We start from the raw sequence: 26,877 nt of genomic DNA, 5'->3' as shown, positions 1-26,877 counted from the left end.
TTTTAAAATCTGAATAATAAAATTGTTGTTTTTTTAATAAATTCTATATAAAAACCTAAAATAAGAAATTTATGAAATATATCTCACAGACAGAGAATGATATGTTCGAAGCCTTAACCAACATCAACCCTAAACCGACAGCTTACAGTGGACAAGAATTGAATTTTTTAGCGTTAGATGATAGAATTTTTGAAATTCTTTTATACCAAATTTTCAAAGCAAGGATTGAAAATAATGATTTTACATTGGCTGAGAGATATGATAATGTCGTTTTAATGCAAGGGGTAGGAGAACGAGGTCGTGATTGCTTTTTAACAAAAAATGGGAAAAATGTCGGGGTTATTCAGTGCAAAAAACTTAATAAAAATCTAAATAAAACTGATGTACTAAAGGAAATTTTGAAATTTTTAATTCATTATACCCAAGATAAATCTTTAATTACAGACATAGAAAAGTTTGATTATTATTTCGCTGTTTCAAAGGGTTTTGCTGAGACAGCATCTGTATTGCTAGCCAATTTTAATGATAGCTATGACGAAGAGGAAGTAAAAAGAAATTGTGAAAAGATATTATCATCCTATAGTTCTCTAAGAGAAGTTTCTTATCAAGAGATTGAAGAGACAATTAAGAACGCAATAAAAAAAATTAGAGTATATACTTTAAAACCTGCTGATTTAAATCAATATTTATTCGAACACCCAAAGTTGATTAAAAATTTTTTTAGGATATTAACTGTAACGGATAATACACTTTTAGAAGGGATTATTGACAATTATTTGGCACCCATTCTGAGTAAACTATATCCGAAAGGGAACAAAGATTACAAAGATTTTACGTTTAGATTCAAAGAATATTTACAGAGAGTTTATAGCTATTATTCATCTTCTAGAACGCTGGTTTTTGGAAATCATCAAAAAAAGCTGGAAGACTTTTACTACCCATTGAATGTAGAGTGCATTATTGATCTGGAAAAAGGGAAAAGGTTGAGTATAAGTACGAGTAAGTTCGAAGATGATTTTTTACCTAAATTTAAGAAAATCATTATTATTGATGATGGGGGAATGGGGAAATCAACCATTATGAAATGGTTATTTCTTAGTATCATAAAAGAAGGAAAGGGAATCCCTATTTTTATTGAATTGAGAAAGCTTATTAATGGAAGGACGGTATTGGACGAAATTGTTCAAGAATTAAATCCAATAGATAAGCAGTTGGAAAGAGACATAGTAACCAAATTGATTGAACAGGGAAATTTTATATTTTTCTTTGATGGATACGACGAAATTACAGACATCGACAGAAGCTTTGTTACAACTGATCTTCAGAATTTTATATCTAAATCAGGTAATAATCTTTTTATAATGACTTCTCGACCAGAAACTGCATTGAATACTTTTAGTGATTTTAGAGAGTTTAAGATTAAAAATCTAGAAGAAAAGGAAGCATTTGAGCTAATAAAAAAAATTGGCAATAATAGTGATAAGTCTCAGAGATTAATTAAAAAAATTGAAGAAAAAAAAATTCAAAATATCAATGCTTTTTTACGAAGTCCATTATTGGTTTCATTGCTTTATAAGAAATTTGAACATAGGGAAAATATACCATTAAATATACAAGAATTTTATTATGAAATATTCGAAGCGCTATTTCAAGATCACGATTTAACCAAAGGGGATAGCTATATTCGACCTAAAAAATCAAAATTATCATTTTCTGAGTTTTTCCAAATACTGAGAACATTTTCTTTTTTTACTTTGAAAAAGGGAGAAGTTATTTATAATGATGCTCTAATTAATAAATATCTGAATGAAATATCTAAAACGTTACCAAATATAGAGTTTAATATTCCTGACTTTATAGAGGATTTGGTGAAAAATGTACCTTTATTTAACAAGGAGGGGCTACAATATAGATGGGCTCACAAGTCTTTTCAGGAGTATTTTTCGGCTGAATTTATTTGTAGAGATACTAAAGAGAAACAAATAGAGATTTTAAGATCAATGCATGTTAGTGAAAAATTTGAAAGATATATTTTCATTTTGGACCTTTGTTATGATATTGATTTTAATTCTTTCCAAGAGGCAATATTAATACCTTATGTGAAGGGATATTTGGAATTTTGTAATGATATTTTTAAAGATATTGTTATAAATAAGAATATCCGTAATGAACAAATTGCATTGAGAAAAGGCTTGCTTTTTAATAGTTCATATCTATTCAGATTTAAGAAGAATGATCTTGATAAAAGTTATATGAAAGAGGCAATTGATTTTTTTAAAACAGAAAATGGTATAAATCGCGATGTCTTTGTAGAAACTAAATTTAAAGAGTACGAAATTCTATCTATAACTGTGTCAATGTCTATGATGTCAATTGTGTCAAGAAAATTTAATGACATTATAGAAATATTAGTAAATAAGAAATCTCCAATCTTAAGTTATCACGATTTTAAGAAGAATAGAGATTTGGATAAAATTCTAGAAAAAGGAAATATGCGAAAGGATTGCTTAATCAATGATAAGTTTAATGATTTAAGCGATTGTACGGAATTTGAATTTCACAATAAATTAATGATAAGTTTACGGGATGATTTACAGGGCTGGGTCTTGGATTTTCAAAAATGTGAAAAATATTTGAAAGAATATGAAAGATATCGCATTAAAAAAAATGAAAATGACTTAATTAGCGGGATTTAGTAAATAAATCTATTTAATTGATTTTGAGGTGATAGTAATTGAGTTAATTTCTAATAATATCTATTTAGGTTAGTCAATGATAGCCTTACCTGTTTTTATCATCAATAGCGGTCCATTGTAAATTATAAGCTCATATAGTTGAGTATATGAAAAATGCGGATGTCGAAAAGACTCCGCATTTTTTGTGATTTGTACACTATGGAACAGTTTTATTAAATTGTTAGTTCTATCTTCAAAAAACTCTATTAGGAAGATGCTTAATATTTCCTAAGAGACTGTAACGTGAACTGTGTCAACGGAATAATTCAATAAGGTTTTTTTATATTTAATTATTCAAACGACATGGTCATGAAAGAAAAGACCCCATTTGATTTTTCGTTAGTGTTTGTTTTTAAAGGTACTCAAGAGGGCTTCGCCGTTTTGAACGCTTCAAAGAGGAAGCTATGCAAGGTCTTTATAACGGAAAGAGTTTATCTCCCTATGATGGTGTTCTAGCGCCCTTAATGAAGCACTTACTGGAGTCGATGATGGACAGCGAGCTGGAAAGTCACCTTCAGGAAGATAAAGCTTCCGGGAACTCCAATCGTCGGAATGGCAAGACCAAAAAAACTGTTCGAGGTCTTAATGCCGGTACATTTGAACTTTAGTCTGGACGGGATAGATTTGGTAAATTTGAGTCCAAGGTAGTTCCCAAACGTCAGCTTATTATAACGGAACAGCTGGAAGGTCATGTGCTGAGCATGTATGCCAACGGTATGAGCACACGTGCAATAAGTGATTTTATCCGTGAGATGTATGCTATGGAAATTTCTGCAACTGAAATATCCCGTATTACAGAAAGCGTCGTGCCTGCTGTTAACGAGTGGCGAAGTCGTCCGCTAGAAGCCGTCTATCCCTTTGCTTTCCTAGACTGCATGTATTATAAATTCCGTCAGAACGGTACGGTTGAGTCCCGGGCCATTTATAATATCCTGGGCATAGGAATGGATGGTCGCAAAGACCTGATAGGGCTTTATAGTTCAGAAAACGAGGGAGCAAAATTCTGGTTATCGGTCTTATACGTCTATAGCTTTACAGTTGGTCTTATACGTCTATAGCTTTACAGTTTTGGTTAAAAACGTAAAGGAAACATGAAAGAACAAGTTTTGTCTCGATTTGAATTCGAAGAAGAATTTAAAGAGAAATTAGTAGAGCTGGTGCTTTATAAAAATGTGTCAGCAGAACAAACTGCAAGAAAGTATGGACTACCCAATACGACGATCTTAATCAATTGGATTAACAATTATAAACGCAAATTAGAAAAGGGAGCCGTAACTTTAGTACCTATGGAAAAGCCAGGAACAAAAGACGTTACCGCTTTAAAAAAACGGATCAAGGATCTGGAGAAAGCTTTAGAAAAAGCCAATGTGCTAATTTACGGTCTTAACTTTATGATTGACCATGCTGAAAAGGAGAATAAAATTGCAATCCGAAAAAGCGTGGTACCAAACAATAAAGCTAATCAAAGAAAAGCATGTGACAAGGATGGGGGTCGGTCCACTTGGTAAATTGTTTGGTAAAAGCCGACAAGCTTATTACGATCATATATGGCATCTTCACGACCATACTGATCAGGAAAATCTGGCTGTAGACATGGTTCGCCTTGTTCGCCGTGAACTACCTGGGTTAGGTGGTCACAAGCTTTATAAATGTCTATATACTCCTTTCCGAAGTAATGGAATAAATATTGGTAGAGACAAGTTATACAAGGTTGATAGACAGGAAAAAGAAGCGTGCACCAGGAACTACGAATTCTAATCATTCCTATCTGAAATATCCCAACCTAATCAAAGAGTTAGCACCTACGCGTAGTAATGAATTATGGGTTTCAGATATTACATATATTTCAGTGGGCTATGATTTCAATTATCTTTCTCTCATAACTCATGCATACTCGAGAAAAATTATGGGCTATTGCCTTCATCCCCAGCTGACTGCTCAAGGGGCAATTAAAGCTCTGCAAATGGCACTGAAGGAAAAACCGGCTCCCAATACTCTGATTCATCATTCGGACCGGGGTGTGCAGTACTGTTCCTTCGACTATATAGTAAGGTTGAAAAAAGCGGGTGTAAAAATCAGCATGACAGAAAACGGAGAGGCCTATGAAAACCCTATTGCAGAAAGAATTAATGGCATATTAAAAACAGAATTTAAACTCAAAAGGGTATTTTCTTCAAGAAGTGAAGCCTTGCTGGAAGTGACTAAAAGTATAGAATCATATAATCATTTGCGTCCGCATATGAGTTGTGATTTTCTAACACCTGAGGTAGCACATGTAACAGATGTACCATTAATCAAGCGTTGGAAAAACTGTAGGAAAAAATACAAAAGTTTACAAAAAAACAATTAAATTCATAATATCAATTCACCTACCAAAACTGTAAAGTAAGAACCGTATTAGACCATCTGTAAAGTTTTTTCAGGACGAGGCTGGGTATTTCGGAGTAATGATGCCAGTGATTTCGGTCAAACCGTGCCACTTAAAAGATCATACAATTATATAAAAAGGATTTGATTATTCCTTTTTCAATATTCCTTTTCTAAGCGATTCACCTTTTAGGTCTATCCGATGTGAGGAGTTCACAATCCGGTCCAAGATCGCATCCGCAATAGTGCCCTCTCCGCCGATGACCTCGTACCAGGCCGATACCGGTATCTGGGATGATATTATGGTTGATCTTTTACCATGTCGGTCGTCGATAATATCCATCAGTGTTTCCCGATCTTGACTATCAAAAGCCTGCAAACCAAAGTCATCAAGTATCAGCAGTTCCGTTTTCGTTAGTTTTTCCAGTTCTTTAAGGTACGTTCCGTCAACTTTGCTCAATTTCAGCATTTTGATCAGTCTGGCAGTTACTGTATATGAGGTTTTTATCCCCGTAATACAGGCCTGGTGTCCGAGAGCCTGGGACAAATAGCTTTTTCCAGTACCGGAAGCACCACAGATGATAATGTTTTCTTTTCGGAGCACAAAGTCCAGTGTACCCAGACGCGCAAACATATTTTTGTCCAGATTTCTTTCGCTGGCGTAGTTTATATCACTTAGACTGGCATTATGCCTAAAGTTTGCCTGCTTGAGCAAACGCTCTATCTTTTTATTTTCCCGGTCTTCCCACTGATGGTCAATAAGTAATGCAAGGTATTCGTCGCAGGTTATCCCTTCGAGCCTGTTTTCCTTAACGTACTGCTGGTGTAACTGAGCCATAGCTCCTAAACGCATGTCGCGTAGTTTTTCAACTGTCTGATTGTTCATTTTTTTGATTCTTGATTATTATTCATAAGCGGAAGCACCGCGTATATTGCTGTGAAAAGGTATATGTGGTTTTTGAGGCTCAAGCTCACTCACTGATAAAAGCAGCCTGTCCATATTGTTTTTTAGGATATTCTTTATCCGCAGATAGGAACAGCTATCTGTATCCAATGCTCTTTTACACGCATTGTTCAGACGCCCGGATCCATAGGCTCGGTGCAGGTGAATAATTCCAAGAGAGCGTTTGTAGTTTATTTCGGGATAATCATGGGAAGCTAGGATCTTTTCGATGCATGCCAGAACATATTCCCCATGTGGCAGCGCTTTTTTTCTAAAGAACTCTGGGCTCCATTCCGAATAGAACTTATGTGTGCTGCTCAGGTGATCTGCGTTAGTGATGTAACTGCCTTTGGTCAGATTGCGCTGGTGAAGCGCAATTCTTTCATGATTATAAAAGATCTCTACGCGGCTCCTGGTGTAATGGATCATTGTTTCCTTTCCGATATAGCGGTATGGAACGCTATAATAACACTTCTCCGGAGAAAAGTATACGTAACCCATCTTCTGTACTTTGGCCCTTTTGTAATCTTTCAGTTCATATGTATCAGTGGGAAGGGCTTTGAGATATTCTCGTTCAATGCTCTGGAAGAGCTCGATACGGCTCGATTCTTTTCGTTTGAACAATAGATTGTTATAACGCTCCAGTAGTACTGCAATTTCTCTATTGAGATCTTCCAGCGAGAAGAAAGTCATTTCACGTAATGGATAATAGATACGCTGATAGGCCAGATGCACCGCATTCTCAACCAGCGCCTTGTCCTGTGGAGAGTAACTACGCGTTGGGTTGATGACACAGTTATAATGGCGGGCAAAGTCCTTGAAGCTACGGTTGATGTCCGCTTCGTATCTGCTCGATCTATTGACGGCAGACTTTAGATTGTCGGATACTATCGCTTTGGGCGATCCACCATAAAAACGAAGTGCCGCCGTGCAACAGGATATCATATCTTCGCGTTTCTGGCTCCTGCATGCCTGGATATAGGTGTACTGGCTGCACGGCAGTATGGCCACAAATACTTCCACAGCGATAGCCTCTCCGGTATGTTTATCGATGATCTGCAGCTTCTTCCCGGCAAAGTCTACGAACATTTCTTCTCCCGCAATATGCTGAAGTTTCATTGAACCCTTTTCTTTTGGATATTTACGGCGATAATGTTCGAGAAACTGCGTGTAGCTATATGGTTCTGCGGCCAGCTCAACATATTGCTGATAATGATACAGAAAGGTAAAGCCGGGATGATTCCGGGCCTTGTTGACCCCCTGAAAGTAAAGCATGAGTTCATTATGGCGGGTAGCGTCCAGCGTCGTATGGGATGAAAACAGTTCGGATAAAGCAGCGGTATCAAAGTCCAGAAGCTTCTTGAATGAGTAGCCGCTGCCTGCAAATAGCTGCATATAGGTATTGACTGTATTGCGGGAAATACCGAGAACGGAACCTATTTTACGGTTACTGTAACCGTCCAGATGTAATGTGAGTATTTGTTTTAAGTCCATCGGATCAAGTTTGTTGGCCATATCGCTGTATTTAAAGCGACAAGGTAATTCTTTCTTGATCTTTTTAAAGTGGCACGATTCAAACCGTAAAAAATACGGATGGATGAGCGAAAATTAAACCACTAAAGTGGCATCATTTGAACCGTAATAGCTGGCACCATCCGACCGAAATGACTGGCACAAATCAAACCGTAATATCCACGAGACAACTCACCGATCTAAAGCAACGCGGTAAGAAGTATGTACAATACGGTCTAATACAGCGTCCGCAATTGTCTCTTCCCCAATCACATCATACCAACTTGCTACGGGAAGCTGACTGGCAATTATTGTCGAGGCTTTAGCGTGTCTATCTTCAATTATTTCCATCAGATCCAGCCTTTGCTGCTGGTCCAGATTTACCAGGCCGAAGTCATCGACAATAAGCAGGTCTGTTTTTGACAACCTGTCCATCAGCTTGTGCAGTGTACCTTCTAGGTGCTTATAAGAGATTTGACAGTTCTGCAACTTTTTGTCTGCGCTATTATAAAAATGCAAAATAACCACGGAATTTATTGTAAATAAGTGGAAATTCCATGGTCGGGCGATATTGATATTATCTTTAATACTTTTAGCTAATATGTCTATTATTGAATACCGTCAATTTAACTTTATTTGAGCCCAATTTTTTAATAGATCATGGGTTACTTCTAGTGTTGTATTGTTATCAACGAATATTTTATATGGTGGTTTAAATTTGTCATCATACTTATTCCAATTTACTAGTGTATAACGATAGCCTAATAGTTTCAGTGAACGAGATTTAACATTGAGGGAAAAAGGAATATTTTTTTCTTTTTGATGCTTAATTAAGGACAATATTGTACCTGTTAAAGTGACGGAAAAATGTTCTAATGCATCCGTCAGGTTACCTAAATGACATTCGTAACTAAGTCTTATAATGGGACTTTGAAGATTTATTAAATCCTCATATTGCACACATGCTATAATGTCTTTGTTTACATTAGTAAATGATAAAAACCTGACTCTGGAAAAATCCATTTTCATTATGTTGTGAGACGGTAGTTCTCCTGGAGAAAAAAGATTCCTAATTTTGATCAATGGATTTTCTGATCCAAATTCAATATTTGATATACCTAAAATAACATTACTAACTAAGTAAGAAAAATTAACCCCATTGTGATGAGTTTTTGCGTACCTTTTTATGCTTTCAGGAAATTCTAAAATGTGCTTGGTTTCGTTAGTGTCAATAATTACAATGTTCTCTGAATAAATGAATGCATAATTTATACTCGAAATACTAATCCATGTGCCTCCAGAAATTGGTAACTTAATAAAATTGTATATAGATTGGCTTGGAATATTTGAAATTGAACCATCATAAGCAATAAGAAGTTGCCAAAAAGTTTCAATACTAAGGCCGTATTTGATTTGTTTTAAAAGTTGTTCCCAAAGCTTACCATTACCCTCATAGATTAAATACTGTAATTGTCGCCACTTTGGAGCATTTCTGAATATTCCTCGTTGATCTAATGGTTCTCTCGCGGGGTTTAATTCAGGTTTTATATCACCTCGTACGTCAATAGTAAAAGAATGCTCAGAATATATTTGAGTTGAAAGATGACCTAGCATCATCATTTCGTGTTTATCATATTCAGCTCTACCAGGGCGGCCACAAACTAATATGCCATCAATGCAAACACTATGGTTATCTCTAAATGTAATATTATATTCTTTATTTTCAGCTGAATTCTTTTTATAGAGTGTTAATACCGGCGTTTTATTCGTTTTTGAGTTATTCTCAGTCTTTATCTCAAAGTAGGCCTCCGAAGATTCGAAGCTAGGAAGCCCTTGGTCATCTAATAGAAAACTCTGTCTTAGAAAACCTTGTAGGTAAGGATGTATTGTCGTTAAATCTATCTCTATGGTTTTGATTTTTTCAAGATTTAGTTTTTCTAAAAACGTTCGTTTTTTATCTATGATCGGTGGAATCGAGACAGATTTGCAAATAGGTTCAATTTCGCATGATGCTTCGATAGAAAATTCGTTCGCTAAGGCTACACCTTTTAATGTTGTGGTCAATCGAATCGGATCAGACCAATCATCATAAAATGGTTCACGGTCTCTACAATACACTTTTATAATTGTGCCAATAGGTTGGTTTTTATCACCATTTCGGATAACCATTAATCCACCAAGGCCATTAATTTCAATTTTTAACGGTTTTCCTGATTGGAAACCAGGACCATTATCTTTTTTTGTTAATATTTCAATTCTATCGCCCACCATAAAGCATGACATAAACCCTATTCCAAACTGTGCACATGGATCAAAATCGACTTTTTTTTCTTTTAGGAGAATTCTAAGTCGTTCAAATTCTGGAGATCTATAATAACTTCTGCCTACTTTTCCCAGAAATTTTGAAATTATTAACTCATCCATTCCAACCCCATTATCCTCACACTCCACTATATTTTCTCCATTTTCATCTATATAGTGCCTAAATCGGATTTTACCATCTGTCCAATTTATACCCTCTTTTGCAAATAATGCTTTTCGTAACCTTAATGCATCCAGTCCATTCTGAAGTAATTCTCTTATAAATAGAGAGGTATTTCGGTATAAATTGTCGGTCAATAGCAGTTTGACTATCTCATCGCGGGATAAAGTAAATTCAACATCATTGTATAAATATGATTTATTTCTTGCTGAAAGACGACTTCTATCTGTTTTTTCTGGTATATCTAACTGATAATGACTTACGGTCTTAGGAGAATTTCTTAATATTTTTTGAGCATCGGATAGCTCCTCATCAATCCAATCCAGAAACCCCCTAGCTGTTTTTTCATAGACAGGATGGTCGAATAACATGGTAAATCGAATTATTGAATTATTGATCTCCCAACCTTGGACGGTTCTGTGTTTTTGCCATTCTTGTACACTGATTTGACTAGTAAAATGAATGGACTTAAACAGTACATCTGGGGTTCTGTCTGAGTCGAAATCTAATATATCAGCCAATCGTAGTAGTAGTGAAAGAAATATACTATTAACCCTATAGTTACCAATATTATCATCATAGTTCAGGCCGCTTTCATTTATTAACCATTCGGAAGATTTTGTATGTGACAAGCATATTGTAGCAAGATAATGGCTAAGATTCGCTCCATAGATAGATAATCTTGGGTCGTTCGTAAAAATGTGATTGATGTAATCAACAGCTCTCTGTCCGTGATTTATGCGTAAAAAATCTGTTAAACAAGCAGCATCTAATTCATTAATTAAAGTTGCTATTCGAGTTCTTTCATCGCTTGATATATGATTGCTTTCTAGTTGTCTGATGATTTCAAAATAATTGGGATGATCTATTTGCCAGTTTTTTTTGAAAAGTATATAGTTTTCATCAGAGTCTAAGTTTGATTCTTCTGACCCTTCTAAAACCATGCCTTGGTCATGATAAAAAGCCGACATTATTAAAAACCATATTTCAAGATCATTTAATACCTTTATTCGATTTCCTAAAATCATCGACATTATTTCTGTCACTCTCAAAAAGTGAGTGTTATCATGGAGTGTATACTCAGGAAAGTGTTTTGGTACTAATTTAATCCGGTCACTAGCTTCTTGACAAAGATCAGGAAGGTTTGCAATCATAGATTTATTTTCTGCAGTTTCTCTATTGAGCAATTCTTTATATAGAGTTGTGTCTGCAAGTTGTTTTAAAGAAAGAACTTTACTCATATTTTACCCCACTTATTTCCTTCTGCCATTGTATCAGCATCGATTTCAACAATTTGTACTAATTTTTTTTTCATTAGTTATCTTAATTAGATTTTGAATCTATAATTGCTAGTAATTTTTATCTTTTGTGTGCCCTTCAAAAACTTCCATCTTTCTCCTTAAAAGACGAGTACTTCCGTGTTTCCCTAAAAGCGATTAATAAATTGAAAGAATAGTCATACTCCCTCTTTTATTTTCTTACTAGAAACTCTTTAACATACTCTTTCATCATTTCTCCAGTACTTTTTCCGACAACTTTTCCTATGAGCAATAATTCATAAAGCTCAGGTGCGCCCGTATCAAATAACTGTCTGTAAGTCGTTGTTTACTTATTGCAGTCTTAGCAAGGACAATATCTACAGCATTTTTAGCTTGGACATTATTTTACTATGATTCACAATTCATTCTTTTTGATCTTCCACTTCTTTCAGAGCTTCAATTACAGATAATTCCAAAGCTTCACAAAGATTTAAAAGTTTAGAAAAAACAAAATCTTCCTTTCCGTTTTCCATATCACTAATTTTTGATCTGTCCATTTTAGCGATTCTTTCAGCTACTTCATCTTGAGTTAAATCCAACTCATTTCTTCTTTTTCTTAAATTTTTTCCTATTGTCTTATAGGTTTTTGAATGTTTGTCTTCAATCATGGAAATATATTTGTGGTTCTATTGCCACACTTCATATTTATTGTTATATTTGTATGGACGATTTAATATTCGAGGTAAATAACCTTGATGAACGACGTTTTCTCGTACCCGAACAGAGCTAAAATTCGCCGAGAGAACCCGTGTAGATCGCTCCATGCTTTTGTGTGTTCAAAAAGTTTTAATACTTTTGATATATGCGGCATGCGAGCGGTTTCGCGTGTAGCTTTGGCGATGTCATTTTCGAAATCTCTTGCAGATGTAGAGGTGACAAGGGTTAGCTCCCCTGGGTTCAAAGTGTGAAGCCGCTCCTTGCTTAGCTAACCTAAACAAGTCAACGGTACTCATTAAGACAACGACGTTCATCATAAATAGATAAAATTATGATAACGATGTTAAATAAAACTTCATACCAGCGGTACCGAGTCTCGTTTCAATTCACTCGTTATTCCGCTAAGCAGCATTTCAAAAATTTAATCCGAGCGCCGGATTAGACACAATTGCAATACACGGCACGTAAGAGGAGAGGAGTCAATAAAAATGGCTCGGAATTCCTGTTCAAAAGAATAGCCAAATTCCCCTTTGCGTGTCTGCCACCGACCCTTACATCAATATATAAATAGAGAAAAAAGGCATGAAGATGGCTAGTACTAAATAATTGTTTTGCACCATAAATTTAGGGAAACTTTTTATTGCTGGCAACTTTCTATTCAAAATATTGTCGTAACAAAACAAAGGGTCGGTTATTCCTATTTCAAATGGATGTCCGTGACGAACCATATATAACCGAGTAATTAAGAGTAAAACGGCATTCTGAGGTTTAGTTAATAAATTTTTTAACAGTGTATCTGTATTGGGACTTTGGGCTCGATAGGGGGTGTTTTATTCTTTTTTTCCAAAGAAACTATGCAAATACACGCCCTCAAAGCCAAAAAATGAAAGAGCTTTTTAAGAAACTTGTCGCCTTTGACCTGGCGATGTACGAAATCCATCATCTGGAGTATGATCCGGTAGCATGTATTAAAGATTTTTGGACTAGATACGATATGGATAGTTGTCGTAATCATCTAGTAGAATTGCTTACGATTTATTTCGATCGAGAAAGGGGAGTTAATCCCACTATCAGTACAACAGATGTACAGAATTTCTCCGTCGCATTATTTCGGATGCTAATGGCCTACTTTCTGATTCACTACAAAAAGATTAATCTGTCAGAGGTGGAAATTTCATTTCTCCGAAGCAACAGATTCATCGCTTGTGAACTCGAAAGTAGCAAGGAAATCTACGATTTTTTTTATCAGCTTTCTCAAAACCACTAACAAACTAAATAATGAATATCCTAAAATTACTAGCCTTTGTAAGGCTATATATAACCTATATATTTCAAGTACCTGTTAAGTACTACGTAAGCACAAGATTTGTGCAAACCAAGCAGATGGTAAGGCGACTTTCCTCGGCCGTTTTTTCGGATTTTATCGAGTGTGACTCGAAGTCCGCTCGAAGAAATATCGGATACCATTCGAAAAAAAGAAAAAGTTGGTTTGCTGTTGGGCGACTAATGCTCAGTTGCATCGCAGTTGTTTCTATGTTTAGTTTATCGGCTCAGACGCCCCGCAAGGACAGCGGGGTGGATGGGCTATCTCGTCTCGTTGCCCTAAAACCAGGCGATAAGATCCCGGATGCAGTATGGAACCAATCCCTCGAACTGAATTATTTTAGTGGCAAAAAAAAGATGATCAAATTCTCTGATCTGAAAGGGAAGTTGATCTTACTGGATTTTTGGTCTACAGGTTGCCCGAGCTGCATTGAAGGGATTCCCGACATGGAATTGATCCAGCAACGCTTTCAGGACAAGGTACAGGTTGTGATGGTAAATAGTAAGCGGAATAAGGATACCCCGGAGCGGATACATAAGCGATTCAAGAAATATAAAGAGGACTTTAATTACACACCGGTATTGCCGACAATACTGAATGATACCTTGTTTACGTCACTTTTTCCGCATAATACGTTGCCAACAATAGGGATTATCAATCCCGAGGGTGAATTTGTCCTCAATTCATTTGCAAGTTCTATTACGGAGGATATTATAGGAGATTTTTTGAAAACTGGAGTATCGAACAGGTTTATAGAAAAATCGGAAATCAAAAATACTGCTCGGATAAACACGCCGCCTTTAGTGGATACTACAGGACTTCTATTTTGCTCAGTAATGTCAGGCTACCGGGAAAACTATCTCGGCGTGTATCCGGCTGTGTCCTACAACAAAGGAAGCTCGCTGTTTCAGGTGGGCAATTACTTTCTCAATACCTGTTACCAGTTGGCTTTTCCTGATGTCTTCAAAGGAGCACAATCGAGCCTTTTCGTTTTTGATGATCGTATCAATAAGGAATTTGTGGATCTCATATACGACTTTAAAACAACAAAAGGACAGTTTTGGTATCAGCTCTATCTGCGTGATAGTATCACACAGGAGTTAGCCTTCGATTATTTTAGAAATGCTTTGATTCAACGGTTTAATGTCTCCGTTGAGCGAAAAAAAGGTGTTGTTGCTGCATACGCACTTTCGCTGGATATATCGCATCCGCTATGGAAGACCAATGGTGGGATGTACATCAATAGTGTGGATAGGGGGAATGAATCTTTGATCCTGCAAAATGTACCCCTAAACGGTGTGGTTAGCTTCATCAGGTCTGTGCTAGATAGACCGATAATTTTTGAGAGCAAAAGTGCCGAAGGGATTGATCTGCGTTTGCCGGGAAACTTTCTCGATCTTTCTATTGAAAAAAAAATAGCAGTGCTGGAACAGCATGGTATAAAGCTTAGGCCAACACAATACCATGGCGAATATCCTTATTTCTATGCAGTATCTACGCAACATACGAAGTAATGAAGGTCTTGTTGACGACGCTTTTTACAAGCGTATTGTTTTTCATGAGCAAGGCTCAGGAAAAATTATGGATACGGGGTACAATTGTTTCAGCAAATGGTGACAAAGAGTTGGTAGGCGCATCCATACGGAATAAAACGGTGCATAATCAGGCGGTAAGCTCATTGCAGGGGAAATTTGCTATTCAGGTAGGGAATGAAAAAGATTCTTTAATGATAAGCTGTATTGGTTTCCTAGATCGAACAGTAGCGGCCAGCTTTTTTGAAAAGAATAAGGTGTTGGCCCTTGCCGTAAAAGAGACTTATCTCGAAGAGGCTATTGTCAGTACAGGTTATCAAACATTGAAAGCCAATGAGGTGACAGGAGCCATTGATGTGGTAGATAATAAGATGCTCAATCAGCAGGTGGGAACCAATATATTGGATAGGCTCAATAACATGACAACGGCCATTCGTTTTGACAATCAGCCGATTCAAAATGCCGACCTGCAGAAACTGAATATTTCTGTACGAGGACTGAGTACGATTAATGGCAATCTGGATCCGCTCATTGTGCTCGACGGATTTATCTATGAGGGGGATATCGGAAATATAGACCCTAATAATATCGAAAGCGTCTCCATCCTGAAAGATGCTGCGGCGAGTGCCATATGGGGGGCGCGTGCCGGGAACGGTGTCATCGTTATGACTTCAAAAAAAGGTACTTTTTCCAAAGAGCAGAAGACAAAAATAACATTGTCAAATACTGTGATTTTGAAGGAAAATAGCGATCTGAATAAAATCTATCAACCCCAAAATGCGGATTTTATCGCACTCGAAAAATATCTTTTTGATAAGGGGTATTATGATTCGGAATTGCTATACCAGCCGTATCTGGCACAGTCGCCAGTGATCGACCTATTGGATAGACGCAAGCGCAACCTGATTTCTCCAGCAGATTCGGCCAGCGGTATAGCTAAACTCTTGGGGCAAAATGGAAGACAAAACTATATGGATGCTTTTTATAATGTGCCATTTGTCAATCAGCACGCGCTGAATATCTCGGGCGGAGGTACACGCAACTCGTATGGGTTTGGTATTGGATATACGGGGAATAAATCCGAACTGGATGCTTTCGATAGAAAGATCAATATCCAGCTGTCCAATAGTTTCAGGCCTACCGACAATTTACAGTTGGACCTCCAGGTGCTGTATACCAATCAGGATAGCAGAAAAGGCAAACCTGAATTCTCTTCACTGGGCTATGGCAGTATGCAGACTCCATATCTTCAATTTCTAGACGAAGATGGAACTGAAATTCCATATGAAAAGGAGTATAGAAGCAGTTATCTGAAACAAAACTATACAAAAGGTTATCTGCCATGGGATTATTATCCACTGTCGGAATATAAATATGCGACAGACCGGCGGCAGAGCAATGAATGGTTTTCGAGCATAAACCTGAAATATAAGATATTGCCATACCTTCACCTAAATGTCGGCGGACAGATTCAGCAGCAGCGTACAGAAAATAACGAATTAAATACCTTAGAAAGTTATGAAGCACGCAAGTGGATCAATGAGTTTACAATCATTGGTTCAGGTACCACGCCCACAAAATATAACATCCCACTCGGCGGTATAAAACGCTATTCAGCTGCTGAGGGCAGATCTTATACCATGCGTGGTCAAATTGATTTTAACAAATCTATTGGTCGGCATCTGTTGGTCGGTATTCTTGGTAGTGAAGTACGGGAGAATAGGTCGAACACAAATTCCTATACAGCCTATGGATACAATGAATTGCCGATGTCTAGCATTTCTGTCGACTTTGTAACTCGATTTCCAACGTTGCCGGACGATGGGGCGCGACGGATACCGGGGGCACCTCAGTTTTTTAAAAATGTAAATCGATTTGTTTCGCCTTATACCAATATAAGCGACCGGTTTATGGATCGTTACGGCCTATCGATGAGTGTGCGTAAAGACGGGGCTAATATCTTTGGCGCATCGACCAATGATAAATGGTCACCACTGTGGTCAATAGGCGGGTCTTGGGATCTTTATAAAGAGTCTTTCTTTAAGCTGGCCTTGTTTGATTATCTGAAATTCAGGGCAACGTATGGAACCAGTGGCAATGTAGATCTCCGACGGTCTCCAAATCCAATAGCGTATATCGGCTCGGCAACGTATACCAGTTATCCGTTTTACCAGATAAGTACTTTGAATGATCCCTTGCTGAAGTGGGAAAAAGTGGCAACCACTAACTTTGGACTGGACTTTTCATTGAGCAAGGGTAGATGGTCAGGACGTATTGATTATTATGTGAAAAAAGGCAAAGATCTATATGGTCAGAGTGAATATGATTATACGGCATGGGGCTTACAGGGAACAGTCGTAAAGAATGTGGGAGCAATGCGGGGAAAAGGGTTTGATATCGACTTAAATTCAAAGAATATAAGCGGAAAGATCAATTGGGATACACGAATGATATTGAGCTTGAATAGAAACAAAACAACGCAATATTACAATCTACAAAACAGCGTCACGTCCTTTCTCTCAAGTGGAAATACCATCACACCGATCGTCGGTAAACCGCTGAACGCGTTGGCAGCCTATAAATGGATGGGGCTGAATGAATCTGGAGAAGGACAGGGCTTATTGGATGGGCAGCTAAGTACAAACTATACGGCTATACGCAATCAGGCCGATGCATTACCGGAAGGAAATGAAAGTATCGTCTATTTTGGATCCTCCAAACCTCAGGTCTTTGGAAATATAATCAACAGCCTAGCTTGGAAGTCTTTGATTTTTTCTTTCAATATCAGTTATAAGGGCGACTATTATGTCAGACGCCCAGTGACATCTTATTTTTCACTTTTTGCCAACGGCAAGGCCTATCCAGACTTTGATAAGCGGTGGCAGCAATCAGGGGACGAAAAATATACGCAGGTTCCCGGGATGAAATATCCTATAAATTCCATGTCGGATGCATTTTATCAATATGCTGATATCAATGTCTATAAAGGAGATCATCTAAGACTGGAATATGTTTCGTTGACCTGGCAGGGTAAATATACAGTCGGAAATCGTGCATTTAATATGAGCCTGTCAGCAAACGTAGCCAATCTAGGGGTACTATGGCGCGCAAACAAGATCGGTATCGATCCGGAATTTCCGTACCGATTAAGTCCGCCGAAGACTTTTTCTATCGGGTTAAAAATTGATTATTGATCTAACAACGTAAATGATGAAAAAATTTCTTAAAATAGGGTGGATAGGAATATTCGTTTTCACCTTGTCCGCTTGTCAAAAATATTTAGAGGTACAGTCAAACTATGGTTTGGCTGTACCTAAAAGCTTGGACGACTTACAAAAGCTATTGGATGATAGCCAAATGATGAATCTCAAGTTTCCTTCCTTTGGTGAAGCTTCGGCAGATAACTATTATTTGAGCCAATCTATATATGACGCATTGATTGACTATGGTCAACAGACCTATATCTGGCAGAATTATCATATGAATTACGGAAACGACTGGTCCTCCTCGTACAACACTGTCTATAACAGTAATCTTGTGTTGGATCGTATAAAAAAGATCAATCGAAATGAAAGTAATGCTAATCAGTATGATGCCATTTATGCTTCTGCTAAATTTTATCGGGCGAGCCAATATCTGGCTTTATTATGGACCTATTCAAAAGCCTATACTCAAGAATCAAAAACGGATATGGGTATTGTGCTGCGGAATAGCTCGGATTTTCATGAGCCATCGTATCGATCGTCGATAGGGGAGTGTTACGAAAAAGTAATCACAGACCTGAAAGAATGTAGTGATATGCTGCCTGAGAAAACCAGTCATGTCATGCGTCCCAATAAGTATGCGGCTTACGCCATGTTGGGCCGTGCTTACCTTTCAATGCAAGTATATGATTCGGCCTATTATTATGTTGATTTAGCCCTAAAGTACAATGCTGAATTGCTCGATTTTAATAATTTATCGGAAGTAAAGATGACAGCGTCCTATCCATTTACGCTTTTTAATAAGGAGACATTGTTTTATGCCGAATTATTAGTAAATATCAATCTGACAAGTTCGCGCGCTTTGACTGATACACTCCTGTATCGCTCTTATGAAAGCAATGATCTTCGCAGGTCAGCATACTTCAAAGTAGCGGCAAACGGAACGACTACATTCAAAGGTAGTTACGCAGGGTCATCGAAAATGTTTTCGGGAATAGCAACAGACGAGCTCTATCTTATGCGAGCTGAATGCAGCGTAAGAATGGGAGATATAGATTCAGGAATGGCAGATCTAAACTATTTACTCAGGTACAGGTATAAAGTTGGCACATTTGTTCCTTATGTGATAAAAGACAAAACAGAAGCACTGGCTTTAATCCTAAAAGAGCGAAGAAAGGAATTACTGTATAGGGGACTGAGGTGGATGGACCTTAAAAGGTTGAATGCAGAGGGAAGAGAAATCTCAATAGCAAGGAAACTAAACGGACAATTGATTACTTTACAACCAAACTCCAACGCTTATGCACTTCCTCTTCCTGAAGATATCATTAGATTGACGGGAATGCAACAAAATCCGAAATAATGAATATGTAGGCGCAAATTGGGAAGGGGCAGGCCGATCGGACTACCCCTTCCTTCCATTTATCCCCTATTGATCGGAGTAAATGTGGTTGAACTGCTGCCACCGGTTCTAGATGGGATATAGTTCCCTCCAGAAGTTGCGGTCGCGTCAAGTTGAATCTTTGCTGGATTCAGCTGATCTGAAGCATTTAGATCAGATTCGTCTACTACCTGTGAGCAAGCCATAACGTTTGCACTGTTACAGTCCTCATCGTTGGATGTCGTATCCCAAAGTGATGCATCTTTAACCTGATTTGCATCTTGTGGATTACCATGGAAGTAGATAGTTACAGGGTTATCTGCTTTCCCTGCATAAACCTCAGCACCTTTAAATGCTGAGAATCCGATAATCATGGCTCCGCCTAATATCATGTAGCCATAATTGTTTAAAAATTTGGTTAGCATAACGCTACCCTCCTTTCTGCACTGCAGGCCAATAATTGATTAGTCATGCTGTTGGCCTGCATACTATTGGTAAATAAATAGTGTCGGTAAGATTCTGTGTACCGATCATATCTGTATGCCAGGCTGCCTACTATAGGCCTACTGACGCTGTCATATGCTGGAATTTGGTATAGACTGTCTGGCAGTATCCAACGATATTTAGACTGCACCCGCGGGATACTGCTGTACTGAACAAGGGCAGGGGTTAAGAAGGAAAAAACAAGCAACGCCATAGGTATAGCGGCCGTAATATTTTTATTTAAATTGTCCAAACGGGATCTATTGATAAGCCAGCCTGCAAGGGAAAAAATGAGAATAAGACTATTGACAAGCAAATGCTTTGTCCAGGAGATATTGCTGAGGAAGCTGGCACACATGCAGGGCTTCCTGTCGTATACATTCAATACACCCAGTCCGATATAAATACTAAAAAGCGTAATTAACAACATGGAAGCTCGCCAGCCCCAAGCTTGTAACCGCAGTGTGGGGAAGCCCAGCAAAAGTCCGATGCTTACCTCCGACAATGGAAGCAGCCAAAATAATACCGACGCATACATACTGATCAGGGGCTGCTGTTGCAGGGCAATCTTGAAGGCTTCGGGCTGCCAGAGCTTTTCAATACCCACATATACCCAGAATAGGATCATCACCGCCCGCAGGATCATGTAAATAGTTTTATTGGTTGGAATTGCTTTCATGACCTTAATTATTTATTTCCGGTATCTTATTTTTTTCTTTCAAAAACAGGGCGCCGTACCCGCCCCTCCCGTCTCGGGTACAGCGGCCTGCTTCAGCGTCAACTTCTACCATTCGTACGCCTCAAAACAAAGATAGATCGGATAGCAGCCGACCGCAGGGGCAGCAGGTAGGGCTTGTGGAGCCTACACATGCTGTTTAAAATAGCTGTATGGAAGGGAGAGGGGAATTGGAGATGAAATAACTGCTAGGATCATGGCGGAGCAAAATAGCAGGCAGTTAATGATTTTAAACGGGATTTAAACAGGGATCAAGGCTGTAATCGTGGGGGTAAGGACGGAATACCCCTGCTTTTTGAAAATTTTACTGGATTTTTTATCCATTTAATTCGGGAAATTTTTCGTGCAGTTCATTCAACATGGTTTTCAATACCTTGCGGATATGGACAGCAGCCGGAAACTCGCTGCCTTTGTCCATTTTTGTGAGGCTATGTACCGAAAGCAGTATGCCCTCTTTGGTTTTGACGAGTTTTGAAAATTCTTCTGCTGCTTCTTTCTTTTCGGAAGATCGCGTTAAATTAGCTTTCACACATAAATGCAGCCAGAGCTTGAGCTCTTTGCCATTGAGATTGCTGTGGATAAAGCGATTGGGAATATCATTGGATGGCTGATTATCCGCTGTTTCTGTTTCAATATACTGGCACATCAGCGTGAGTAGGGAGCTGCGGTTGGGATCATAGGCAAAGCCCGGGATGGCGGAGAAATGCTGTGGATAGCGCAGTAGGTCTTCCGTAGGAGCAGGATCTGATTCGTACAATTCCTTCCAGCGATTTAAAAATCCGATGTGGTTAAAATTAAAATTGATCATCAGGATCAAAAAGCGAGAAGGCCAGTTTTTATGCTGACGCTCATCATCGGCCAATTGCCTGAGTGCATCGATCAGCTGAATAAGGTAGTGCTGGTGATGATATTGCATGTAGGGTATTTTGCCCCGTTGCAAAAGACTTGCCATAGCGGATTGCACTTCATCCAGATAGGTTGAAGGAATCTGTTTAAGCCTTAATCTGTCGAGGGTACACTCGAGATGAAGATCTATATAGTGCTGGATGCGTTCTTCATGGTGTTGCGGTAGCGGTGTCAGGGGATTGATATCTCGTTTAAATAAGAATTCGATATTTTCCAATACTTCCTCCAGGCGATGAAGGGCGTTGAGTTCCTCGGGAACGGACCGATCGCAGTAAGTATATAATATCTCATGGAGACGAAGCAACAGGGTATGGTAGAGCTGCACGCCGCGTATCGCCTGATCGGCTTGGGTATACTGGCGATGGATCGCCAGTGCATCATTCAAACGGCCGGTACAGGCAGAAGCGATGGCATCAAAATGTTGGGTGCGGCTGGAAGGACCGATATGGGCAACGTTCTCGATCAGAAGCATCAGGTGATATAAACTCGTGATCATTTGTACCTCCTTTTCATGTTTTTGTGATACCATGGCCAGCCATACACACCCGGATGAAGCGTCAGAAAGAGTTTTCCGCCTTCTTTTGCCTGTTCAAAAGTCTTCGGATGCACATCCATTGGAAGTTGATATTCCTCACCTTCATAGCGAAAGGCGATCAAGAGCTCATGGATATCGCAGCAAACCGGACATTTCTGAACTACTTCGGCCTGGATATAGACCGCTTTGGGATTATCGACATGCTTGCAATTGTTCATAATAAGGTTCATCCGGATATACCAGGTACAGGCAAGGAGCATCAGTGGAAATTGGATGGCGTACAGCGTAACCAGATTGGCACGTTTGACAAAAATAATATTGGCCACCGCACAGCTGCCAAGGGCGATCGGTAAGGCATGTTTAAATGCTGGCTTGAGCGGCTGTGAACTCAGCAATAGTTCATAGGGTAAGCGATCATACACGGCTATACTACAGATCTGAATGCAAACAAAAAATAGAGCACAAAGCTGAAGTACCACATGATGACTACGGATTTCCAAAAAGGGGATCAGCAATACAAGGGCGCCGATGCTATATACCTTTAAGTAGAATTCCGGCGCTAAAAAAGATCCGTAGATAGTCACCGCTATCGCGATAGTTATCAGAACGTGGTTGCGGCTGATCCGTCTGACTATTTGCTTGGTGGGTGTCATACGCATGGCTATTAAATCAATGATTTGACATCTGGTTAAAATTACCTATAACGTATGCTAATCTGCCTGAATATTATCTTTATTTCAATAAGTGTATGTTTTTTGCATCGAATTACATTTTTCTGTAACAAGGAATACAATCTATACAATAAGCATGGTATTTATAAGCTAAAATGGGAGGTTTCGCCCTGTTTCGGAGTACACAAAAGGGTGGTTTACCTATCGCATTGGACCGTTTTAAGCAAATAATGGCTAAATTTAGTATATAGAAATTTCTTTAATTCGGAATTTTTAAAAAGAAATCACCTGCCCTGTATTTATCTATCGATCAGCCCAGGTATTAATCTTTAAAATAATCAATACATGATGGAAAGTATCCAACAGGTCAAGTATGGGAACGATATGGAGATGTACGTACATTATCCAGATTTCATCTGGGTGTGTATTGCGTCTTTTCTTTTTGGAGGTATCTGTTGGTATATCGGAACTGTCGCTTCGTTGTCAAACTGGTTTGACGGTAGACCGCTAATCGTGAGTTATCTATTTAACGTCTTAATCGCTAGCTTGGCGCTTTTTTATATACGGTCTGTTATCAAACTGTTGGACAAAAAGAAAAGCTGGCTGCTACACTTGGGTGATCGGCTGGGAACGCAGTTCTTTTTCTGTGTACTACTGCCAACGGTCCTCATATTTGGTGTTCTCAGGCCTGTCGCTGCGCCTAAAAGTGAATGGATATGGCTGCCTTTATTGGTGATTTTTGTCTGCATCCTACTTTTTAATATGATCTATACCACTTTTTTTTATTGGAGTGTTTATCGAAAAAGAGAAAGGTATCTGATCCGATTGGAGCGTGCTTTACAACAGCATAATAATATAATAGGTAGGGAAGGGGGGCAAGTAGACCTGCAATCTTTTGATTCATCTGATTACATGGAGCCATCATTGGCTGATGAGACCGGTAAGGAAACGGATTCGGTGGAGGAAATTGATCTGACGCTACTCAAATCAATAAATCCGGCACTGAAGGAGTTTGTGATCAACAACAGATACCTCACAAAAAAGATCATGTACAACGAACTGGGGATATTTTTATTTGAGAAGACCAATAATACGCCTATCGTTAAGCTATACCTAAAAGAAGATATGGCCGATAGCAAAGGCTGTGAACAGCGTAGTCTGAATGAAATTGTGCGCGATACCCATGGCTTTGTGCAGAAAATAGACCGGCATCATGCAATCCCGTTGGCCATGATTAAGGCCTGTTATCAATTGAAGGGAGGTCGGCTTCGGATCCTTTTGCACAGACCCTTTGGAGCTATTGAAAGTTTTAAGGTTGCCCCGACCATTGCGCGCCGGATAAAAGATTGGGTCATGCTCCAGGTGCCAATTGAAAAAGAGAATACAAATAATAATAACCTTGAATAGATCGGTTATGGAAAGCATAAAAAGCAACACCTGGAAATGCCGAGCCACAGGAAAGGTAGCCTTTCCATCCCGGATCGAGGCACAGTATGCAATGTTCCGGTTTAAATTACGCTCGCGCGTCAAAAATGTAACAAATGGTAAACGCATCAAACACCGTATGGGAAAACCGGCTTGCCGCAGAGCCTACTATTGTAGGCTCTGTGAAGGATATCATATTACCAAATGGAAAAGGAGCGATTTTGAGCGTTACAAGAAAACGGCCTTAACTTGGGACATTTCGTCCGTAATAAGCGACTGGAACTATTTATTGGAGTAGTGTAATAGTTCTCCGCTTGTGTCACCTAGAAATCGAAAAATAAAATGATTGCTGGCCAGCTAAAGGAATATTCTTTGAATTTTAATAAATTAGTGGGATGAGATATTTAATAGTCCTATTGTTAGGCTGGTTTACTTGTTATTCGGTCGCTGCGCAAAACCAAGTGAAGGGAAATAGTGCCGGTAAAGATGAAAAGACCTATGTATTGGTGGCCAATAAGATCAATACCGATTTTAATTATAAGTTGCTGGATGATTTTGAGCAGTCTTTTTCAGCTTTAATCAAGGAAAACAACAGCCGTGAATTAGTATTCAATCCCGTAAATGGCAAGTTCCATTATTACAAGTTTATCGCCACCTATAAAGCAAGGGGGATCTCACCAGATAGTGATCCGGCCAAGCCGGAGCAAACCTTCCACAATATCTTGATCATCAAAACCGACGACCAGCAAAAGATCGTAGATGGCTATCATTTTGTGCTCGAATGGAATGAGAAGCCGCTATCTTATCCCTTATTTCGGATGAAAGCTGCCGATTTGCCCCTGAAAGAAGGCCTATCATTGAAGCAGCTGAACCTCAAAAGAGTGACCGACAATACGGATTTTGATAGCGATGGTAAAATCAAACTGTCGAGCTGGTAACGTTTAAAAAAGTTAAGAATAGCTTAGAACAATCGTATGGAACTGGATAGCCTTTACATAAGTGTTAAAATAGAAAAATCGAGATTAAACGAGTATTTTTCTTCTAAACCGATTTCCCCGAACAAAGATGATAATTGGTCGCAGTGGTGGGAGAGCCGGCAGATGTACAGCAAAACAACGTTGGAAATTATTCCGGGTTATTCACAGGCGCGCATTCGTGAAGTCTTCGATAATCTGCTCAAGGATCAATTTTATGGCGCGAAGGAGTATTACGATGAGGAAAAGCAACACTGGACATTCGCCGTACTGAACTTCAGTGAAAACTATCTTGAAATATTGCCGATGCTGGCTCTTTTAAAACAACTGGAAGGCTTTGTTTTGGAGGGTTATGCCCTGATTTTTGACTGGATGTGGGGTGGTGATACAGTAATGGCCTATGTTGACTTTACCGCTGGAAGTGCCTTGCTCGAAACGGTTACGGAATCTTATGCGGTCGAACTCAAACGATTTGAAGAAGCTAATCAAGGCTTACAATCGCTGGCTGAAGAGCTGGGGGCTGGCTAACCGCTAGCAGTGGCGGCACTCATGTGCAAATTATAACCAACTATCACCTTATTTTAACCTTTTTTTGTTAAGCATTGTAATACTAAACTGGCTATAGTATATTTAATGTCAAGTTGACATTTATTTAAATCTAAATTGTTATGAAGCCAGTTCAATTTAAAGTTCCTGCCCCTCAGGATAAATCTATCTATATTCAAGAAGATGTACTGGATAAGTTCTATCCTTATATGCATCGCCATGAGGAATATCAATTAATCTGGATCAAAGAAGGTATCGGCCAGCTACTCGTGGACGATAATGTACATGAATTTCAGCCCGGCGACATTTTTCTTTTGGGAACAAACCAGGCCCATGTGTTTAAAAGTTTCATCGCAGGAGTATCTGTGCGGTCTGTCTCACTATTTTTTAGCCCGAAAGGAGCACTGTCTACCATGGCCACCATGCCCGAACTTCGTAACCTGCTTGATTTTGTGCATAAATGCCATCGGGGATTTAAAGTCCCGCCGAAACATCGGGGGCAGGTATGTGATTATATTGAAATCCTGCAAAAGTCCGACTTTCTGGATCAGCTCGTCAATTTCTTTTATCTGTTAAAATCACTCAGCAAAGTATTTACGGAACTGGAGCCTCTTTCGGGTGTACAATTGCCCAAAGGGGAGATAGCCAAACCTTTCCGTATTGAAAAGCTTTGCAAATTTTTGGAAGAGCACTTTAAAGAGGATATCAGTTTGGATGAAATAGCCGAAAAGGCAAATCTTACGCCGCACGCCTTCTGCCGCTATTTTAAAAACTGTACGGGAAAAACTTTTGTCGCTTATTTAAATGAACTGCGCATCCGCGAAGCCTGTAAATTATTGGGTTTGGGTAGGCACGATTCGATCTCTTTAATAGCCTACGATTCGGGCTTTAACAGCATTACTAATTTTAATCGTGTGTTTCGGAATATCTTGGGTATTTCGCCCAAAATATACGTTCGCAACTACCGAAATTACCTATACGATTAACAGCCCTCTTAATCGCTTTAGGCTATTTGATCCCATGTGGCAGAAGGTCGCTCAATTTCCTGCGCGATTTGGGCTCTGATTCAATTCCGTCTAATCCTAACAGGGGAAATATTCCCGATAGGATTGGACGGAATTGCTGTTTTATGCCCTATGCTGCAAT

22 protein-coding genes and 1 pseudogene are annotated in these 26,877 nt (G+C 38.8%); 14 read left to right on the top strand and 9 right to left on the bottom strand.

Annotation, left to right across the window (positions count from 1 at the left end; genetic code table 11):
• Window positions 1–71: 71 nt before the first annotated feature.
• The 5 genes and pseudogenes from OK025_RS01295 to OK025_RS01275 all read left to right on the top strand — a co-directional run bounded on the left by OK025_RS01295 (window position 72) and on the right by OK025_RS01275 (window position 5,085).
• Window positions 72–2,696, top strand: a complete 2,625-nt coding sequence (locus OK025_RS01295) for an NACHT domain-containing protein (protein ID WP_317668004.1) — start codon at window positions 72–74, stop codon at window positions 2,694–2,696.
• A 443-nt stretch (window positions 2,697–3,139) separates the two neighbouring features.
• Complete coding sequence (locus tag OK025_RS01290; RefSeq protein ID WP_317668003.1) at window positions 3,140–3,343, top strand: hypothetical protein; 204 nt, start codon at window positions 3,140–3,142, stop codon at window positions 3,341–3,343.
• Window positions 3,344–3,361: 18 nt separating this feature from the next.
• Window positions 3,362–3,793: pseudogene (locus OK025_RS01285) on the top strand (transposase); the annotation flags it as partial.
• A 33-nt stretch (window positions 3,794–3,826) separates the two neighbouring features.
• Window positions 3,827–4,243 carry a transposase gene (locus tag OK025_RS01280; RefSeq protein WP_317668002.1) on the top strand — a complete coding sequence of 139 codons (417 nt, stop codon included), beginning with the start codon at window positions 3,827–3,829 and terminating at the stop codon, window positions 4,241–4,243.
• 179 nt (window positions 4,244–4,422) lie between these two features.
• The gene (locus OK025_RS01275) at window positions 4,423–5,085 is read left to right on the top strand and encodes an IS3 family transposase (RefSeq protein ID WP_317668001.1); all 663 of its coding nucleotides are present in this window, start codon (window positions 4,423–4,425) and stop codon (window positions 5,083–5,085) included.
• Window positions 5,086–5,250: 165 nt separating this feature from the next.
• Here OK025_RS01275 and istB read toward each other — a convergent pair whose 3' ends face one another.
• The 5 genes from istB to OK025_RS01250 all read right to left on the bottom strand — a co-directional run bounded on the left by istB (window position 5,251) and on the right by OK025_RS01250 (window position 11,966).
• On the bottom strand, window positions 5,251–5,988 hold the full coding sequence (gene istB / locus OK025_RS01270; protein WP_317667110.1) for an IS21-like element helper ATPase IstB: 738 nt from the start codon (window positions 5,986–5,988) through the stop codon (window positions 5,251–5,253).
• 18 nt (window positions 5,989–6,006) lie between these two features.
• Window positions 6,007–7,560 (bottom strand): IS21 family transposase, encoded by a 1,554-nt coding sequence (gene istA, locus OK025_RS01265; RefSeq protein WP_317667111.1) that lies wholly within the window; start codon window positions 7,558–7,560, stop codon window positions 6,007–6,009.
• 189 nt (window positions 7,561–7,749) lie between these two features.
• Window positions 7,750–8,046 carry an ATP-binding protein gene (locus tag OK025_RS01260; RefSeq protein ID WP_317668000.1) on the bottom strand — a complete coding sequence of 99 codons (297 nt, stop codon included), beginning with the start codon at window positions 8,044–8,046 and terminating at the stop codon, window positions 7,750–7,752.
• Between the two features lie 132 nt (window positions 8,047–8,178).
• Entirely contained in the window at window positions 8,179–11,280 is a 3,102-nt protein-coding gene (locus OK025_RS01255) for a hypothetical protein (protein WP_317667999.1), read from the bottom strand.
• 440 nt (window positions 11,281–11,720) lie between these two features.
• Window positions 11,721–11,966, bottom strand: a complete 246-nt coding sequence (locus OK025_RS01250) for a helix-turn-helix transcriptional regulator (RefSeq protein WP_317667998.1) — start codon at window positions 11,964–11,966, stop codon at window positions 11,721–11,723.
• Window positions 11,967–12,898: 932 nt separating this feature from the next.
• Here OK025_RS01250 and OK025_RS01245 point away from each other — a divergent pair.
• From OK025_RS01245 to OK025_RS01230, 4 genes are all read left to right on the top strand, one after another.
• Complete coding sequence (locus tag OK025_RS01245) at window positions 12,899–13,282, top strand: hypothetical protein (RefSeq protein ID WP_317667997.1); 384 nt, start codon at window positions 12,899–12,901, stop codon at window positions 13,280–13,282.
• Between the two features lie 266 nt (window positions 13,283–13,548).
• Window positions 13,549–14,853 carry a TlpA disulfide reductase family protein gene (locus OK025_RS01240; protein ID WP_317667996.1) on the top strand — a complete coding sequence of 435 codons (1,305 nt, stop codon included), beginning with the start codon at window positions 13,549–13,551 and terminating at the stop codon, window positions 14,851–14,853.
• A 44-nt stretch (window positions 14,854–14,897) separates the two neighbouring features.
• Window positions 14,898–18,065, top strand: a complete 3,168-nt coding sequence (locus OK025_RS01235) for a SusC/RagA family TonB-linked outer membrane protein (RefSeq protein ID WP_317667995.1) — start codon at window positions 14,898–14,900, stop codon at window positions 18,063–18,065.
• Window positions 18,066–18,078: 13 nt separating this feature from the next.
• Window positions 18,079–19,437: a RagB/SusD family nutrient uptake outer membrane protein gene (locus OK025_RS01230; protein ID WP_317667994.1), complete on the top strand. Its 1,359-nt coding sequence runs from the start codon at window positions 18,079–18,081 to the stop codon at window positions 19,435–19,437.
• 59 nt (window positions 19,438–19,496) lie between these two features.
• Here the strand turns inward: OK025_RS01230 and OK025_RS01225 are convergent, their stop codons facing one another.
• From OK025_RS01225 to OK025_RS01210, 4 genes are all read right to left on the bottom strand, one after another.
• The gene (locus OK025_RS01225; RefSeq protein ID WP_317667993.1) at window positions 19,497–19,880 is read right to left on the bottom strand and encodes a hypothetical protein; all 384 of its coding nucleotides are present in this window, start codon (window positions 19,878–19,880) and stop codon (window positions 19,497–19,499) included.
• Window positions 19,874–20,617 carry a MauE/DoxX family redox-associated membrane protein gene (locus OK025_RS01220; RefSeq protein WP_317667992.1) on the bottom strand — a complete coding sequence of 248 codons (744 nt, stop codon included), beginning with the start codon at window positions 20,615–20,617 and terminating at the stop codon, window positions 19,874–19,876. The genes OK025_RS01225 and OK025_RS01220 overlap by 7 nt, the downstream gene beginning before the upstream one ends.
• A 373-nt stretch (window positions 20,618–20,990) precedes the next feature.
• Window positions 20,991–22,076, bottom strand: coding sequence for a hypothetical protein (locus OK025_RS01215; protein WP_317667991.1), 1,086 nt, complete (start codon window positions 22,074–22,076; stop codon window positions 20,991–20,993).
• Window positions 22,073–22,768, bottom strand: a complete 696-nt coding sequence (locus tag OK025_RS01210; RefSeq protein ID WP_317667990.1) for a hypothetical protein — start codon at window positions 22,766–22,768, stop codon at window positions 22,073–22,075. Before OK025_RS01210 ends, OK025_RS01215 begins: the two co-directional genes overlap by 4 nt.
• A 363-nt stretch (window positions 22,769–23,131) precedes the next feature.
• Between OK025_RS01210 and OK025_RS01205 the strand changes: the two genes are divergently transcribed.
• From OK025_RS01205 to OK025_RS01185, 5 genes are all read left to right on the top strand, one after another.
• Window positions 23,132–24,193, top strand: a complete 1,062-nt coding sequence (locus OK025_RS01205; protein ID WP_317667989.1) for a hypothetical protein — start codon at window positions 23,132–23,134, stop codon at window positions 24,191–24,193.
• A gap of 7 nt (window positions 24,194–24,200) precedes the next feature.
• A complete protein-coding gene (locus OK025_RS01200) occupies window positions 24,201–24,509 on the top strand; it encodes a hypothetical protein (RefSeq protein ID WP_317667988.1) in 309 nt (102 codons plus the stop codon).
• 97 nt (window positions 24,510–24,606) lie between these two features.
• The gene (locus OK025_RS01195; protein ID WP_317667987.1) at window positions 24,607–25,149 is read left to right on the top strand and encodes a hypothetical protein; all 543 of its coding nucleotides are present in this window, start codon (window positions 24,607–24,609) and stop codon (window positions 25,147–25,149) included.
• Between the two features lie 36 nt (window positions 25,150–25,185).
• On the top strand, window positions 25,186–25,713 hold the full coding sequence (locus OK025_RS01190; RefSeq protein ID WP_317667986.1) for a hypothetical protein: 528 nt from the start codon (window positions 25,186–25,188) through the stop codon (window positions 25,711–25,713).
• Window positions 25,714–25,853: 140 nt separating this feature from the next.
• Entirely contained in the window at window positions 25,854–26,717 is an 864-nt protein-coding gene (locus OK025_RS01185) for an AraC family transcriptional regulator (protein ID WP_317667985.1), read from the top strand.
• The last annotated feature ends 160 nt before the right edge of the window (window positions 26,718–26,877 follow it).

It is taken from the genome of Sphingobacterium sp. UGAL515B_05 (assembly GCF_033097525.1).
Lineage (GTDB): Bacteria > Bacteroidota > Bacteroidia > Sphingobacteriales > Sphingobacteriaceae > Sphingobacterium.
This window is presented reverse-complemented; position numbering and strand designations above follow the sequence as displayed.